Here is a 16,621-nt window from a genome sequence, read left to right on the forward strand (position 1 = left end):
AGCTTAATTACTTAATCTTCCGAATTCATCCATTTTCAATAACAATAAGGTATTGTTAATCCCTATTATAGTGGATCCTATTGCATAAATCTTATTATTCACCATAACCGCATCGTGCAGTTCTTCATCCGCATCGCTTCCAAAGGTTTCCGTGAATACCTCTCCGCCATTTAGGCCTCTTCTAGAGATAAAAAAATCACTTTGCGAATTGGCCCCTTCTTCCAAAATTTCTGTTTTGCCAGTAACCAAGTAGCCCGATTCAATTTTTTTAACATTGTTTAATTGATGATTTCCTTTATCTCCAAAAGGTATAAGCTCTGAAGTATAAGCTTTACTATAAAACAATTGAGTTTGGCTACTGATATCTAATTCACCAAAAAGAACAATTTCTTCATTGGTTCCGATTAATTTTTTAGTGGTGATGTTAGTAGCTCCTTTAAATTCAAGAAATCCCAATTCTTCAATTAAACTAAGCTGCGGTGTATTACTTCTTAATAAAGTGGAGGAACTGCTATTGTAAACCCAGTTAATTCTACCATCAAGGTCTCGATACAATTTAGTAGCGGGTAGTTCTTTTGCCTTTTCACTTCTAAAAACGTTTAGCAGGCTTAAATCATCGGAGTCCAATTCCCCATATATTGTATATCCTACCTCTTCTTCACCTTCTTCACTTCCCTGAATTTCGGATCCACTAAATATGATTTTGTTATTGGATTCATCAAAATAAAAGCCTTTAAGTTCATAGGAAATCGCATTCTCCAATTTATAATGTTTAGTATCCACTAATTGCAAGTTACTATTCAGGGAGAAGAAAACTAGACTCGTATCGGCAACTGTGCCTCCAATTATTATTCTACCATCTGATGTAACAATGGCATCAGCGGCCCTCCAACTTTGATTAATATCTTCTGGAAAATATTTCGGGTCTGAAACTTCATTGCCAGCCATATTCAACTTTAATACTCTTATTTTCTCCTTGGTAGATGCTTCTTGAAAAATGCTAGTATTAGAAACCACTAGGAGATTTTGATCTGAAAGTTGCTCAATTTTCAAAGGGGTTTCTGAACCTTGACCTTTTATAATTTTGATAAAAGAGTCCCTAGAAGCCGGAATTAAATCCTCCTCTGTATTACAAGCAAACGCGGTCGTTAAAATTGTAAAAATTAATATGTATTGCTTTATACTTCTCATTTGATTAACTCAGGATTAAATCTTGGGAATCGAAAACCTAACCTTAAAATGAATGCATGTCCTTTATATTGATTTTCAGCATAAGCCAGTGGTATTAAATCTAAATCCAGCTGTGCACGGCCAGGACTATTAAAATCAACCTCCTCAATAAATCTATACTGATAGAGCGCTTCTATTGTAATATAATTTCTCCCCAATTGCTTGAAATTTCCTCTCAAACCTATAATACCGCTAACATTAAATTGATTTCTGAAATTGATCATATCTAAGTTATTGATGGTTTCAGTGCCACCTTCAACTGATAAATAAGATGATAAAAGATAATGAAGAGATGGACCTGCAGTAGCCTCCAACAAAAATTTATTGACCAACGGTATTTTATAATTGATCAATAAAGGCATCTCAATCCATTGCTGATTTTCCGTAATAGTCTGAGGTACACCACTACCTCCTTCGGCCGTTACAGTGGGTTTAATTAAAACCGTGCCTCTGTAATTATAATGAACTTCCGCATTGGCCGTAAAATCATCATTAATAGGGTATTGAAAAAACAAACCCGCTCCAAAACCAATTGGTGGTTCGTAACTGCCACGACCTGCTAAATTAAACACAGGCTTATATTGTGTAACTTGAATAAGATTAAAACTACTGCCCAATTTTAAACCATAAAAGAATTTTGGGTCTGTATCATAGTTTTCAGATAAAATGATGAGTTCAGTAGGGTCTGTTTCCTCATTAACTTGAAATTCAGGATTAATTTTTAAAAGTCGCAAGAAGGAAATTTCCGCTTTTTCTTGCTCTTCACTAAACAAATAAGATAAAGTTAAAAACCTTAAGGCTTCTACTTTCTCTTCATCAGTAAAGCCATTTTCTATACATTTTGACAACAACTTAGGCATGTCTTGAAGTTTTCCTTCATCATAAGCGTTTCTGGCGTCCCTTAAATTTTGAACACAATTGCTTTGTGCATTACCTAAATTGGATATGCCCACTAATAAAAATAGAACTATGATATATTTATTCACCAGCATCTGATAGTTTTTCTAAATTTTCACAAGTTTCTTCATAGGGCAAATCGCTGCCCACATAGGTTGCCCATTCCGTTTGTGTCATATTTCTCTCTAAATCATCACACAGTTTATCGCCCATCCTATCAATGGAATATGGCCATACATGAAGTTTCCCGTCCTCTGAAGCCGCAAAGATCCATTCATTGTTGGCGCTAAAGTCTGTTGACCAGACCCAATCATCGTGATCGGATAAAACAATAGGAGGCTGTGTAATCTCAGATAAATTCCAAACTCTAACAGTTCTATCTTTTCCTGCCGAAAGCATTGCAGAGCCGTTTTTACTAATTTTCAATTCATCAATACCCCCTATATGACCAGTTAGTGCATTTGGCTTAGAAAAATTATAATCTGAAAATAAATTTACCAATCCATTGACATCACCTGTCACTACAAAATTGAACTTGGAAGTTACGGCACTTAAAGCACTTTCACTCTTAAATAGTACAGTGTCGTTTTCCCCAGTTTTATCGATTCGGGTTAATGCACCAGTCTCGGTGGCCAACCAAATAAATGGTTTGCTCTCATCAACAACAAAATCATTTATTTTCACATCCGATTGAAAAATCCTCTGACTTTTATCATCATTCAATAACTTTATGGACTTGCCCCCTTCATCTACGACCCATAATTTATCGTTTGCAAATCGCATTTTGACAAATGCCCCTTTCACGCCCTTTATCTCTTCAAGCATAGGACTACTTTGATTCAGGTCATATCGCTCAATTATAGACTCACCTGCATCCGTTATAAATTGGCCGGCCGCATAAAGATGGTTCTTTTCACTATCATAAATCATGGATTTCACCACTCTTCTATTTCTTATTGAGGCAATGGTATCTGCTACCCATTGATTTTCTACTTTTTCCCACTTGAGAATGCTCCCTTGGGAACCCGCAGAGAAAAATTCGTTATCTGAAACACCTCCCACAACCACTTTGGCTGATTTTTGATGCCCTTCTACTTTTTTGGTAATTGGATGATTAAATTCCTTTAAGGCATAATACAAGCCATCATATATTTCAGGATCATATTCATATTTATTATATCGCTCATCAAAAATGTATGCTTGCTGCGCTAATAAGCCTTGTAATTGAGGATCGTTTAATTGAGTTGACTTTACAGATATAGCATTGGCTATGGCTAAATACCGTAATTGATCAGCTCTTGCTTTTTCTTCTTCGGCCCTATCTCTTTCCTGATTGGCTTCTTTCTCCGCTTTTCTAGCATTAATAGCCTCTTCACTTGCTATTCCTTTGGCTCTTTCCGCTTCAATTCTTCTTTCTTCAGCTAATTTTGCAGCTATAGTAGCTTTTTCTTCTTCAATCCTTGCTTTTTCAGCGCTTTCCTCTGCGTCTAATTTAGCCTCAGTGGCCTCTTGTTCTCTTTTTTCTGCTATTAATCGCTGTTCCTCAGCCAAGTTTTTTTGTTCCTCAGCTTTATCTTTTTGCTCTTCTGCTAATCGCTCGTTTCTTTCGGCTATTGTTTGCTGATAATAAGCATATATCAAAAATAAAAGCGAAATTACAGTAGCAGAAGCCATAATAAATGCCGTAACCCTGGCAGTCCTTAGCCTCCTTTTCTGTTGGAGTTCTTTAGCTCTTTGCTCAATTTCATATTCTTCTGCCGAATGTTCCAAAAAGGACATTGTCCTTTCATAAGCAGGGTGATAGCGCTGTCCCCAAACTAGCGTTGGGTTGTGCTTTTCCTTCCAATTTAAAGCCAATTGTAAATCTGGTGGTCTCCATAAACTGGTCTTTCCCTGCTGAAACATATCGGCTGCTTCTGCCAAACGTTTATACATGGCCACTGCATCGGCCTCATCATTTACCCAATTTTTCAATCGGTTCCATATTCTCATGATACTCTCATGAGATATATCCACTATGGAATTACTATTAAGCGGAATACCGTATTGTGGAGTTAATAAAGACCTTCCTGGGTCACGGAATTTCTCTATTACTTGAATAATTTTTTCCTCTGAGGTATTGGCTATAGCGGCAATTTCATTCAGTTGGGTTGGTCTTCTGATTCCATAACTGCCACCGCCCCTTTTTTCGGTAATGGCTTTAAATAGAAACTCACAATTTCTTTGCTGCTCGTCATTGAGCTCTTCATAAGCTTCGTTGGCATGCATGGATAAAGCTTCTGACATTGTGCCGATAGCTTCATAATGCTTAATATCCAAAGGTTCATTTTCGTAATCCCTAAAATGGCTCCAATAATCCCAAGTACGCATTAAAGCATGTTGCAGAATAGGTAATTGATCAGGATTATCTCCTAAGTCATTCAGAAGTTGTTGGGTTAATCTAGGGGCAATTTCCGCATTCCCTACAGCTACAGGCCCTGTGATGGCCCTTCTTTTTTGCTCCCTTGTCATTTGAGGAATCAAATATTGGCTATCGTTGATTTGCCTGGTCAATTCCGGGAATTGCGAGCACTCTCCAATAAAATCGGAACGCATGGTGATGGCTACGTATATTGGCACATCCGCATGATTAACCGCTTCCATTAAAAGATTTATAAAAGCTAAAGTTTCATTGACCGATTGAATATTGGATGAATCCTTGAATCGAAATAATTCCTCAAATTGATCAACCAAAATAAGGTAGTTCTTTTCCTTATCCCCCTTAAATTGCATGATGGTTTCAACCAAGCCTGCAGATGAACTTCTCAACAAAGAAGAGATGATGGTTTTTTTGATTTGCTTATCTTCATCAGAATGCTCTTTATCAATCAAGTCCGCCTTCAAGAGAGATTGAGCCAAATTGTCAATTGGTGCCGCTCCAGGACGGGTCACTACTACTTCCCAATCCGTGGATCTTCCGGTTAGAAATCCGCCATAAAGAATGGGAAGAACACCGCAGTATATAAAGGAAGATTTACCACTTCCTGATGGGCCAATAACCCCTACAAACCGATGTTTGGAAAGCTTTAATAATACCTCATCGCTTTGACCTTCTCTTCCGAAGAATAGATGACTTTCTTCAATTTTGAAAGGACGTAACCCTGGAAAAGGATTACTTTTCTTTCCATATTGCGATTTGGGGGAATTCGATATGGTTAATTTTTCCTCTTGCATTTTAGCTTTTTGCTGCCATTTTTGATTGGCTATTTTCAAAAGCCAACTTTATATCATTAATAAATTTACTCAAAATTTTGGAATTCTTATTGACATCAACCTCCACTTCGTACCTACTAATATACTCATCCTCAGAACCTTTCGCCAATTTGGATTTAAACAACTTACCCAAAATTGGTTTCGACCGGCCAAAACCAGGAGCTTTTAACAAATCCAAGAGTTTCATATAAACCCATTGGTTATTTACATTTTTTTGAAAAACTATGGCCGCATCCATTTCCTTCAAGGCATCAATATGTTTGTTTCTTAGATCCATTAATTCTCCCTTATTATCCAAAACAATCAATTCTACATCATATTGAAGGATTTCTTTTTTAATAGATTCTACTTCATTTGAGTCAATTTCATCGTATATAAGGTAAATAATGGCTTTATCTTGTTCCTTATTATGGAAAGTATTTCTTAATTTTCTGTTCAACCCCTTGTCTAATAGCTCTTCCCAAAGCGTATTTTTAAAGTCTTCAAGGGAAGTTTGCAATACTTCCGCACCGAAAGAAGCTTTGTCATCCCTTTTAATATTGTGAATAAAGGACTTTTGCTTTTCACTTGCGAATTTTAATCCAGGGCTGATCCAAATCAATCGATTAAATTTTTGAGGATTTTTCTCTGCATATTCTGACGCCAATACATTTTGGATATCCATTATTGAGCTTTCTGTTCCATTAGGGATAGTACCATAAGAAGCCCCTATCATATGAATGGAAAAAGTACATTTAAGCAAATCTTCTTTAATTGATTTTTTAACATCTGATACGTTATGTGGTAGAAGGCTTTTAGGGTAAACCTCATAACCATGTCTGGTCAGTTCCCTTTTAATGATATTTCTGGCTCCGGATAAGTCTTGACCCGTTTCAGCTAAATATATCGCTTTCCGGCCATGCTCTTTATCACCTTTATTCTTTTGGTTCATATTCAAAATGGTTTCATAGATATCAAAGCATAAATCCACCATTTTCATCCAATATCCTTTCTCAGCTTCCTTGGAAAAAAAATCTAAAAGCTCTTGTTCTTGGTTTTCACTATTGAGATAAAAGATATAGCCTCTTAATGCCCTTAATTTTTCTGGTATATCGATATATGAAAGCGAGGATTTAAAAACCGGGAATATTCGGTCTTGGATTTTATCCGTTTTATTGACTATAAATAGATTTTCTATTCTATCCAGACAAGCCCCGGATAAAATAAAATCAGGTGAAAGAACAGGTATATATATACCTTTCGATTCAGCATCATTTCCCTCCGCATCAGAAATTAAATTAATTTGAATTTTCCTGTTCATGGTCTGTTTTAACATCATGTACAGAAATTTCTCAAAATAGCTTACCCAGCCCCTATTTTGAAGAATAGGTTTATTATCCTCCTCTGCATAAATTATATTTATTTCTAATTTTTCACTCATACTTTTGATTGATAAAATTGGGTTATAGCGTTAAATAATTGGTTTGTAAACTCTTGGCTTCTTGACATTAGAGTATAGAAATTATTTATGTTCAATTGAAAAACCACGGAATTTTCTTCTGCTTCGATTTCTTTAGCTTTAAGGGTTTTCTCAGGAATAAATAATTCCCCATACACATCTTTCTGAGTTAATGTAATGTCAGGCTCCAAATCAGATTTGAGATTGAACACCCCTTCTGCCACCACATAAATTGCATTATTTTCAGGATTGGTTAAATCGATGGTCTCACCTGACTTCATCCTTATCACTCTAGTGTTATCGGCTAAATCACATAATTGGTCGCCATTAATTTTTGAGAATACTTCAATTTGTTTGAGAAACATAACAATTTCCACCAATAGAAAATATCCATCATTTAAGCCATCTTCAAGTTGATTGTGCGCAATGGTATTGATCAAATCTTCCTGGTCTTCTTGCTCTACCCTTCCAATCACTTTTTCGAACTGATTCGGTTTTCTATGATATAATAACCAAGCCGCCACTTCCTGTAACAATCTATCGTTATTGAAAATATGGGCTATCACCGCAAAATTTGGTTCATGGTCTTTTTGAAAAGCCAAATTATATAAGGCGCAAGCTTTTATCCATCTTGAAATTTGATTGTAATCTCTATTGAGAATATTATTTAGCAATTTTAAAGGCTCAAAATGTTCTCTTGGAAAGAAATGATCCAATGCTCTGATTTTTTCACTTACCCCAATATCATCTACCAAGGGAAACAGCTTGGTTTTCAATTCTGAATCAATAAACATATCCATCAACTCTATTCCATAGGCTATACCTTCTGCAGTTTCGGAAAGAATATTCTCCTTAACTAAGGATACTGATTCCGTATCGTAAATAAGTGATAACAACAAAAATATTTGTTCGTAATTATGACCTATTTCTTCTTTAAATGCTTGTCTTAAGATTTCATACTTTTCTTCGCTGGCCAGTTCTTGCAAAGCGGCCATATTCCAGATAGCCTTACCAATTTCTTCTTCAATTAAAGTAATGATTATTTGAGCTTGATTTCCCTGCGCATTGAAATCTTCATAACCAAAACTGTTCAACATTTCATATACTATCCTTTTATCAGGGTAATCTATCTTTTTTAACAATAGCTTTTCCGCCTCTTCACCACCTATTTTACCCATTATGCGGACAACCGCCATTTTGATTTTATCTGTTTGGCCTGATTTATGAAAAGCAGACTCTAAATGATGCAAGACTTCTTTTCCTGCGGAAACTAATGCAGCGGAGGCCGCATGTCCATATTTATCGGTATCAAGCATTTCAATCAGCACATTCCATGTCTCATGCCTTTTCAACAAGCGCGCTGTCTCAATGGCTTCCATTCTCACTTCAATGTTAGCATCCTTTAATAAATCCAACAGCAGAAATATATTCTTGGCATCAGCATGTTGCCTAAATATACGGGCTGTGTATAATCTTTTCTCAGGCTCTAAAGACCTTGCCCAGCTACTTAATTGCTCAAAACTTACTGGGGTAACATCTCTTGATTCGTTTTCCTTAAGGGCTTTCTCTGCTAATTTTTTTAAAGTAAGATTTGACCTGATTCCAAATGCTGATTTTCCATCACCAAGATATTCCTTCATCTTAGGGGAAATATCTCCTTTGAAATTCTCCTTAAAAGTTGAAAACTCTTCTGGTTCGAGTTTTTCCATTAATTTCAAGCTGTAAAGCCTTTTATGCTCTTCTTTACTATTTATTTGTTTTTGTAATAGCCTACTAATGGAATTTTCATTTTCATCTACCTTATTCTTCTCTTTATTTCGAATTAAGGTTCCCTGAAGTGTTCTTCGATATCCCTTATGCATTTTTCGGGTAACAAAATACCATAAAACTAATAGTGGGAGTACGGCTATGGAAATTGTCAAAAGGTTAAATACTTCAACATTATTGAGTAAAATAATGATGGCACCGGCCAATATTCCAGCAAATGCGTTCACCACTCCCTGAATTTTTACTTGGATATCAAATCTACTCTCAACATCTAAGGGTAGAAAATAAAGTTTAAATGCGGGTTCGTCCAGTGCATCCTTTAAAGAAGTGGCAAAAAGCTTACTTACGGCAATAGTTACAAAAAAGAAGATAAAATTAGGATCCTCAGGGGTGAAACCCAAGCTGGCTCCAATTAGACATGCCGCACCCACCATTATCATTATAAGAATTGGATTAATCAGCAGAGATACTCTAAGTCCATAAAGTGCAATGATCTTATCTGTTGCAAAAGTTTGAAATAGAAAACTGAAAATTATGATAGTACCATTAAAATATGCTAAAAAAGTAGCTAGGTTACTTTCATTAAATTGAGCCGATGCAACACTAAAAAAAGAATAGTCGATGAATGTTACCGCTACAACACTTACTAAAACAAATGCCACCATCAATAGCATATATTTGTCTGTCAGTACTTTTTTAAAAGAAACCAGTTCATTTTTCCCTGCCCTGATCAAGTATTTTTTAGAGCTGTTCATGAGCCATAAAAAGGATAAAAACATCCCTCCAAGGCTTATAACACTCATGGTAATGAGGTCTTTTTCCGCAAAATCTGGTCTATTCAATAAATATGGAATAATGATTAACAAAGCTAGAATTGAAGCTGTAAGCTGACCTGTATCAATTCCCCCAATAATTCTTTTGGATTGACGTAGGTCGAAAAGCCTGCCAAAAGCTCCCCAAAAAATCAGTAAAATCAAATAGGTAAAAGGCAGGACGAATGTGAATGTGATGAAATAAAGTGGATATACATCTGGCAAGTAAGAATAGGCTACTTCAACTGAAATCAATAAAATAAAAATGACCAAGAGAGTGTAGCCTGCTAATCGGACAAAACTAATTTTTGATTGGAAATAATTGAAAAGGTATGTGGCCAATACTCCAATCGCACCTGATACCACTATAGCCAATGGTAAGTCTGTTTCTTCACTAAAGTTATTCAAAAACAAAGCCTCCGCACCTACGGAAAGTCCAGAAACAAAAAAGCCCATGAAGAATCCCATGAGTAATAATAAAAATACCCTCTTGGATTCCTGTTCTTCAGCATTTAATACGTTGAGGATCAGCTTTTTCAATTGAAATAAATTGTCTAATTAGCAGTCGAATATAGATTAAATGTTTGGTTTGTACTATTTAATCTATAATTAAGTAATTTATATTTCGATGAGTGGTTAAATTATGAAGATGGCTTACAAAAGGTGTTATAACATCTTTTATGCAACAGTTTGCTTAAGTAATATTTCTTATTTTTTTGTATTAATCACTTATTAGTTTGAACCATTAAATTTTGGCTGCAATGAAATCTAATCTTGTGATTTTTTCTTATTTATATACCTATTTAATATAAAAGCAGCGGCCCAAAAAGCCAATGCTAAAAATGTGTATTCCATAGCCTGATCGCCAGCATAGCGCAAACTATAATAAAACACCATGATCATGATTGTTACCAATATCCAATATATAATCCTCAAAATTTTCGTAAACTCCATATTTCTTTTATTTCAATAATTCATAAGCCGCTTCCACATAAGTATAGACATCATCAGGATGTTCTCCTGTGTATAGTTTACTTCTATTTTTTCCTAATCTGACTACAACTGCATTTTTATCCTCCAATACAAAGATATATTGCCCCAAAATACCTCTGGCATAAGGAATTTGTCTGCCTTTATAATTCAAGATCCACCATTGGTAGCCATAATGCTGAATAGTTTCCTCAGAGTTCAGTAATTGTGCCGGTTGAGTGGCCATTTCAATGTAGGCGACCGGAACCACCTGTTCCCCTTTCCATTTTCCTTTGTTTAAAATTAACTGACCAATTCGAGCAAAGTCTCTGGCCGTGCTATTAAAACAACAAAATGCCTTCTCCATTCCTGCAGCTTTATCCAGACTCCAAAGTGCATCCTTCTCGGCTCCAATCTTTCTCCATAAACGGTTGGTGGCATATTCACTAATGGATTGACCAGTGGCAGATTCCAAAACCTCCGCTAAAATTTGTGTATTGATACTTTTATAAGCAAAAGTTTCTGCCGGTTCGGCTTCAACTTCCAATTCAGAAATCAACTGTTTTAAATCACTTCCATAATAAGCTTCGGTGGTTTTTGAAAATGGGCTCATATAAGCTTCATTCCATCTGATACCCGAACTCATGGTCAATACATCCTTAATCAATATTTTGGATTTATCCCCTTGCTGAAAGGATTCAATGAAATCACCAACTGGCTGGAAGACACTTTTAATTTTACCTTCCTCTATGGCTATTCCAATAAGTAAACTCACAATGCTTTTAGCAGCAGAAAAAGAATTGGAAATTTCATTCTCATCATATCCTAAAAAATATTTTTCATAATAAAGTGAGGTATCCTTCACAATCAAAAAAGCAGTAGTTTCATAAGCCTCCAATTCTTCTTGAAATGTTTGCCCCATTTCATATTGATTGTACAAAGTTGATTTTTCCCAAGCTTGTGGATTGCTGGCCACTATTGTCCTATTTTCAAATATCTTATAATCATCAATATTGGCTGTTAAATGAAGAAATGCCTTTTGCGCATAATTGGGTAAAAAGAAATAAATAATCCCCAATAAAATGACAACCAAAATGCTGTATCCACCAATTTTTTTCAACACCATAACATTTATTTTTTAGAAGAAGGCAAAAATAAGATTTCAAAAATCAAATTTAACTAAGAAACTGAAATGAATTTATAATTCAACATTTCTCTGCTACCTTCGTAAAGATTATTTTGCTATATAATAACTAAATCTAATTAAACTAATATGAAAAAAGGACTTTTAATCACGATAGGCGTAATAGTCGTAATAGTATTTATACTTTATAGACTTTTTGCGGGATCCTACAATAATATGGTCACCAAAGAGGAACAAGTAACAGGCGCTTGGTCACAGGTAGAAAATGTTTACCAAAGAAGAGCGGATTTGATTCCTAATTTGGTGAATACGGTAAAGGGATATGCTGATTTTGAGCAAGAAACTTTGCAAGGTGTAATAGAAGCACGCTCCAAAGCAACAGGCGTAAACGTTAATGCTGATGATTTAAGCCCGGAAAAAATCCAACAATTTCAACAGGCTCAGCAAGGCTTAAGCTCTGCTTTATCTCGCTTGATGGTAGTAGTGGAAAGATATCCTGACCTGAAAGCCAACCAGAATTTCATTAAATTACAAGATCAATTGGAAGGTACGGAAAACAGGATTGCAGTAGAAAGAAGACGCTTTAATGAAGTAACGCAAGAATATAACACTTACATTCGAAAATTCCCCCAAGCCATGCTAGCCGGAATGTACGGTTTTGAAAAGAAAGGTTATTTTGAAGCTGATCAAGGAGCAGACCAAGCCCCTGAAGTGAGTTTTGATTAATTTGATCTTCTGTTATTTTATTAATATTTTTAGATAGACTCCAATAAAAAAGGCTTTCTCAAACAAGAGAAAGCCTTTTTCTATGATTAAACGAATATCTTATTACTTATTCCCGCCAGCTCTAATCATAGCACAACGGAAACCGATTGTTGCAGTAGCAGAATCTTGCTCAATAAACCTTCTTGTACCTGGAGATAACCAATAAGCTACATCAGCCCAAGAACCTCCTTTATAGACACGAATATTGTCATTAATTAATGAATTAATAGCATTTGGATCATTAGCTCCATTATCGTAGTTACTTTGAGGATCTAAAGTACCATCTCTTCTAACCGGATTTAAGTCTTCAAAATCTTGGAATGAAAGCGGACGGTATAGATCCCATACCCACTCGTTTACATTTCCGGCCATATTATAAAGACCATAATCATTTGGCGGATAGTTGTATATATAATCTGTTACGAATGCACCATCATTTAATTTCCCAGCTATACCACCGTAATCACCACGACCTCTTTTGAAGTTGGCCAAGAAGTAACCCATTTCTTTTCCATAAGGATTTCTTAAAGAGTGGCCATCCCAAGGATAAATTCTTTTATAAAGTTGCACTTCGTCAACCCATTGTGTACCGATCAATGCCGTTGCAGCATATTCCCATTCTGCTTCCGTAGGTAATCTGTAATCCGGTAAAACAACGCCAGTCTCTAAAGGAATTCTTCCACCTGATTCAGCAGGAACTTCAATTCCGGCTTCTTCGGCTAATTTATAATTTACCATTACTGATCTCCATTTAGCATACTCTGTAGCTTGTTCCCAAGTTACCCCAACAACAGGGTGATAACGGAAACCAGGGTATCTTAAATAATGATCAACGTAAGGGTCGTTATAAGCTAATTTTCTTGCCCAAACGGTTGTATCAGGCATTACGGATTCATAATAATCTCGTGAGGAATCTAATTTTACATAATGCAAGAACTCTAACCAATGTATATTGGCTACTTCGGTTTCATCCATGTAAAATGAAGAAACTGTAACCGTTCTCTCAATATTGTCTCTTGTATGAAGGATATCTTCTTCGAAAGAACCTAATACAGTTCTACCACCTTCTATATAGACTAAGTTTGGACCATCAGGCTGACCGCGAAACTCAGCCACCTGAAAGCCTTCTTCGCTGTTATACTCTAAACCTGTAGTCGTACTTAACACACCCGGCCCTTTGGCTGTCGGGTTTCCACCACCGCAAGCAGATAATATAGCTACTGCTACTGCAAGCATGGCATGTTGGATTTTAAACACACACTTTTTCATATCCTGTTATTGTATTCGTTTAATAAACACTGTTTAATCACTTATATATCAATGCAATATATAAAATCTAGGTAAATATAACCTAACAAACCACTAAATTCAACTATTAAAATGAAATTTTAAAGTATTTTAGTACAAATTCGACCAATATGTAATAATTTTAAATCAGTTACACTAAAACGTCTGTCGATTTTGCTTTATTGCTTTAGTCCTCTGCCCAAACTTTAGTGCCTTCTGTACAATTAGTGCAAATATCAATTTCACTTCTCGATTTTAAAAGCTTATTTCTAAAATCATGATAACTTTTACCCTTCCAAATATCATCAAAACTTTCATTATTGAGATTTCCAAACTGATGAGAAGCGTCTTTGTCAAAACAACAAGGCACTACTCTACCATCCCAGGTGACCACACAACTATGCCACATTTTCCAGCATTGGTTCAATAATTTATTTTTTATTGCGTACAAGCCGTTCTCTAATTTTTTGTAACGACTATATTTCGGGTTGTTGGGGATTAATGGCGAACCATTTTCGTAATCATAAATCTGTGCAGTTTTCAACTTCACTTCATCAACACCTAATTCTTCTGCTAACTCATAGATTTGAGGGATATCTTGCTCATTGGGCCTAACTACCAAAAATTGGAAAATAACATGTGGGGTGCTTGATTTTAACGCTTTCTTCCATTTGATTAAATTTCTGGTGCCGTCTAGTACTTTTTCTAATTTTCCACCAATTCTGTAGGATTCATAAGTTTCTTGGGTGGCGCCATCAATGGAAATAATTAATCTGTCCAATCCACTTTCCACCGTCTTTTTGGCGGTTTCTTCATCCAAAAAATGGGCATTTGTGGATGTGGCAGTATAAATATTATGGCTTGAGGCAATCTTCACCAAATCAAGGAAATTTTTATTAACGTAGGGTTCTCCTTGAAAATAGAAAAGCATGTAAATTAGATGGTCCTTCAGTTGCAATAGCATATTTTCAAATGTCTCAGCCCTTAGCATACCCACCGGTCGGGAAAAGGATCGTAAACCGCTCGGGCATTCAGGACAACGTAAATTACAAGAGGTGGTCGGCTCAATAGCAATGGAAATGGGCTTGCCCTTAATTTTGGAATAGCCTGCATTTTTGGACTGATGATAGCTCCTCCACAATGAAAAAGTATTCACTGCTTTTTTTAATGTTAACTTTTTAAGTAGATTAAGGCTATCTTTAAAATGCATAAATTAATTGATGTACTCAACGCAAAAACGAACTTAATAAATCCCCATGAACTTTAAAGCAATCATTCGATTAATTCCATGGATAATTGTACTGGTCCTTTTGGTTTTTCTATGGCTCAGAAGATTAGGGAATTACACTACCCCAGAAAAAACCCAAATTGAAAGTACCTTAGTGCTGCAAGAAATTGAAAAATTGGGGAAATTGGAACTGGTAAAATATAATTACAAGGAAGTAGTAGAGATGGAGAATGTGGCCAAAAGATATTTGGATCTGGGATATTTCTATATTCCGGGTGGTCAAGATCAAAAAGCAATTTTAATTGCCCAAGGTGAGGCCGTAGCCTGTATCGATTTACAAAAAATCAAAGTTGAAGACATTGAAACTAGAGAAGATACCATTATTATCAAGCTGCCTCAACCTGAGATTTGCTACTATAAGGTGAACTTAGATAAAAGTACGTTCTATGATTTAAAAACCAGTAAGGATCAAAAGAAAGCTGGAGAATTCGTGGATGAAGTATATGCAAAAGCAGAGGCACAAATCAGGGAAGCCGCCTTGCAATCTGGGATTCTCTCCGATGCCAAAAGTATGAGTATTAGTGTTCTCAAACCATTTTTAGAAAATATTACTGGAGCAACTGTTATACTTGCTTATGATGAAAATGAAAAGATTATACATTTTGAATTAGATTAGCTATAAACCTTTTCCAATGCGAGACAAAAGGAATTTGTTTGTTCTACTGTTCCTGTACTAATTCTTGCCCAGTCGTACAGCGGAGGAAAAGGACGTCCAATTGCAACTCCTTCATTTATCATTTTGGAGCTTAATTCATTAATGTGTTGATTAGAGTGAAAAAAGACAAAATTTGTATGAGAAGGAATATAATCAAGTTTTAATCTATCAAGGGTTTTATAAATTAGCTGCTTAGCTTCCATATTTTTAGCAATACTAAATTTATAAAAATCATCTTCTTGAAGTGCTTCATTAGCTGCAGCGATAGCCAAAACATTGGTCATGGCCATTATATTTTTTTTCAGTATATCTGCAATGTCAGGACGGGCAATTAAATAGCCAATTCTTATACCTGCAAGTCCGTAAACTTTAGAAAAAGTTTTAGAAACGATAATGTTCTTGCCTTCTTTGACCAATTCCACCATCGAGGGATATTCTGGTTCAGTAATATAGTCGTAGTAAGCCTCATCACTAAATATTACCGCTTTGTTTTCAAGTGAATTACAAAAATCTTGTATTTTCTCTTTATCTAATAAAGTGCCCGTAGGGTTATTTGGATTACAGAGGAAAATCAATCTCGTCTTGTTGGTGACTCTAGCCGCCATTCCCTCTAGGTCATGTTCCATTTTCTCATTGACAGGTACACGATGAACATAAGCTCCCAAATTTTCTGCATAGTTCAACATAGCTTGAAAAGTTGGATGTGCTGCAATGATTTCACCACTACCTGATCCATAAGTAAGCGCTGTTGCACGGAGACCTTCCGTTGAACCACCCGTAACCACAATATGATCTTCAGTTACCCCTTCTTTAGCTGCAATATTTTTTACTAATTCCTTAAGGTCAGAGAATGGATACCTACAAACATTGTCAAAAGTTGAATTCATGGCCTGCCTCACGCTTTTGGAGGGACCATAAGGGTTTTCATTGAAGTTGAGCTTGATTAACTCTGATTTTGAACCCCCATATGATGCTGGGCTATCATTTGATAATAATTGAGCTGGATTAATAAAGGCCATAGTTCCAGCTAGTCCGATTGATTTGAGCCATTGTCTTCTGTCAATATTGTTCATGGTATAGCACTTTAGTTTATACAATATAAGAATAAAAACTAATT

Annotated in this window: 12 protein-coding genes; 2 read left to right on the plus strand and 10 right to left on the minus strand. The window is 35.8% G+C overall.

What is annotated here, in order from left to right:
- Positions 1-3 precede the first annotated feature (3 nt).
- The 7 genes from ACFE0M_RS05865 to ACFE0M_RS05895 all read right to left on the minus strand — a co-directional run bounded on the left by ACFE0M_RS05865 (position 4) and on the right by ACFE0M_RS05895 (position 11,491).
- Positions 4-1,191, minus strand: a complete 1,188-nt coding sequence (locus ACFE0M_RS05865; protein WP_434544815.1) for a hypothetical protein — start codon at positions 1,189-1,191, stop codon at positions 4-6.
- Positions 1,188-2,222: an outer membrane beta-barrel protein gene (locus tag ACFE0M_RS05870; RefSeq protein ID WP_434544816.1), complete on the minus strand. Its 1,035-nt coding sequence runs from the start codon at positions 2,220-2,222 to the stop codon at positions 1,188-1,190. Before ACFE0M_RS05870 ends, ACFE0M_RS05865 begins: the two co-directional genes overlap by 4 nt.
- On the minus strand, positions 2,209-5,379 hold the full coding sequence (locus ACFE0M_RS05875; protein WP_434544817.1) for an nSTAND1 domain-containing NTPase: 3,171 nt from the start codon (positions 5,377-5,379) through the stop codon (positions 2,209-2,211). The genes ACFE0M_RS05870 and ACFE0M_RS05875 overlap by 14 nt, the downstream gene beginning before the upstream one ends.
- Complete coding sequence (locus ACFE0M_RS05880) at positions 5,342-6,799, minus strand: hypothetical protein (protein WP_434544818.1); 1,458 nt, start codon at positions 6,797-6,799, stop codon at positions 5,342-5,344. Before ACFE0M_RS05880 ends, ACFE0M_RS05875 begins: the two co-directional genes overlap by 38 nt.
- A complete protein-coding gene (locus tag ACFE0M_RS05885) occupies positions 6,796-9,936 on the minus strand; it encodes a hypothetical protein (protein ID WP_434544819.1) in 3,141 nt (1,046 codons plus the stop codon). The genes ACFE0M_RS05880 and ACFE0M_RS05885 overlap by 4 nt, the downstream gene beginning before the upstream one ends.
- A gap of 228 nt (positions 9,937-10,164) precedes the next feature.
- Positions 10,165-10,350: a hypothetical protein gene (locus tag ACFE0M_RS05890; RefSeq protein WP_434544820.1), complete on the minus strand. Its 186-nt coding sequence runs from the start codon at positions 10,348-10,350 to the stop codon at positions 10,165-10,167.
- A 7-nt stretch (positions 10,351-10,357) separates the two neighbouring features.
- On the minus strand, positions 10,358-11,491 hold the full coding sequence (locus tag ACFE0M_RS05895; RefSeq protein WP_434544821.1) for a serine hydrolase domain-containing protein: 1,134 nt from the start codon (positions 11,489-11,491) through the stop codon (positions 10,358-10,360).
- Positions 11,492-11,638: 147 nt separating this feature from the next.
- On the opposite strand from ACFE0M_RS05895, the gene ACFE0M_RS05900 reads away from it, so the two are divergent.
- A complete protein-coding gene (locus tag ACFE0M_RS05900; protein WP_434544822.1) occupies positions 11,639-12,235 on the plus strand; it encodes a LemA family protein in 597 nt (198 codons plus the stop codon).
- Positions 12,236-12,337: 102 nt separating this feature from the next.
- On the opposite strand, the gene gldJ is transcribed toward ACFE0M_RS05900, so the two are convergent.
- Positions 12,338-13,543, minus strand: a complete 1,206-nt coding sequence (gldJ, locus tag ACFE0M_RS05905; protein WP_434544823.1) for a gliding motility lipoprotein GldJ — start codon at positions 13,541-13,543, stop codon at positions 12,338-12,340.
- Between the two features lie 205 nt (positions 13,544-13,748).
- Positions 13,749-14,771 carry a radical SAM/SPASM domain-containing protein gene (locus ACFE0M_RS05910; RefSeq protein ID WP_434544824.1) on the minus strand — a complete coding sequence of 341 codons (1,023 nt, stop codon included), beginning with the start codon at positions 14,769-14,771 and terminating at the stop codon, positions 13,749-13,751.
- 46 nt (positions 14,772-14,817) lie between these two features.
- Here ACFE0M_RS05910 and ACFE0M_RS05915 point away from each other — a divergent pair, with 46 nt between their 5' ends.
- Positions 14,818-15,465: a DUF4230 domain-containing protein gene (locus tag ACFE0M_RS05915; protein WP_434544825.1), complete on the plus strand. Its 648-nt coding sequence runs from the start codon at positions 14,818-14,820 to the stop codon at positions 15,463-15,465.
- Here ACFE0M_RS05915 and ACFE0M_RS05920 read toward each other — a convergent pair.
- Positions 15,462-16,577, minus strand: a complete 1,116-nt coding sequence (locus ACFE0M_RS05920; RefSeq protein ID WP_434544826.1) for a pyridoxal phosphate-dependent aminotransferase — start codon at positions 16,575-16,577, stop codon at positions 15,462-15,464. The genes ACFE0M_RS05915 and ACFE0M_RS05920 overlap by 4 nt on opposite strands.
- Between the last annotated feature and the right edge of the window lie 44 nt (positions 16,578-16,621).

It is taken from the genome of Marivirga sp. (genome assembly GCF_051117495.1).
Classification (GTDB): Bacteria; Bacteroidota; Bacteroidia; order Cytophagales; family Cyclobacteriaceae; genus Marivirga.

Excerpts from the sequence above, each read along its gene's own strand:
- ACFE0M_RS05880 (WP_434544818.1), bottom strand. The coding sequence starts at position 6,799 with ATGAGTGAAAAATTAGAAATAAATATAATTTATGCAGAGGAGGATAAT.
- ACFE0M_RS05865 (WP_434544815.1), bottom strand. The coding sequence starts at position 1,191 with ATGAGAAGTATAAAGCAATACATATTAATTTTTACAATTTTAACGACC.
- ACFE0M_RS05910 (WP_434544824.1), bottom strand. The coding sequence starts at position 14,771 with ATGCATTTTAAAGATAGCCTTAATCTACTTAAAAAGTTAACATTAAAA.
- ACFE0M_RS05920 (WP_434544826.1), bottom strand. The coding sequence starts at position 16,577 with ATGAACAATATTGACAGAAGACAATGGCTCAAATCAATCGGACTAGCT.
- ACFE0M_RS05870 (WP_434544816.1), bottom strand. The coding sequence starts at position 2,222 with ATGCTGGTGAATAAATATATCATAGTTCTATTTTTATTAGTGGGCATA.
- ACFE0M_RS05890 (WP_434544820.1), bottom strand. The coding sequence starts at position 10,350 with ATGGAGTTTACGAAAATTTTGAGGATTATATATTGGATATTGGTAACA.
- ACFE0M_RS05900 (WP_434544822.1), top strand. The coding sequence starts at position 11,639 with ATGAAAAAAGGACTTTTAATCACGATAGGCGTAATAGTCGTAATAGTA.
- ACFE0M_RS05895 (WP_434544821.1), bottom strand. The coding sequence starts at position 11,491 with ATGGTGTTGAAAAAAATTGGTGGATACAGCATTTTGGTTGTCATTTTA.
- ACFE0M_RS05915 (WP_434544825.1), top strand. The coding sequence starts at position 14,818 with ATGAACTTTAAAGCAATCATTCGATTAATTCCATGGATAATTGTACTG.
- gldJ (WP_434544823.1), bottom strand. The coding sequence starts at position 13,543 with ATGAAAAAGTGTGTGTTTAAAATCCAACATGCCATGCTTGCAGTAGCA.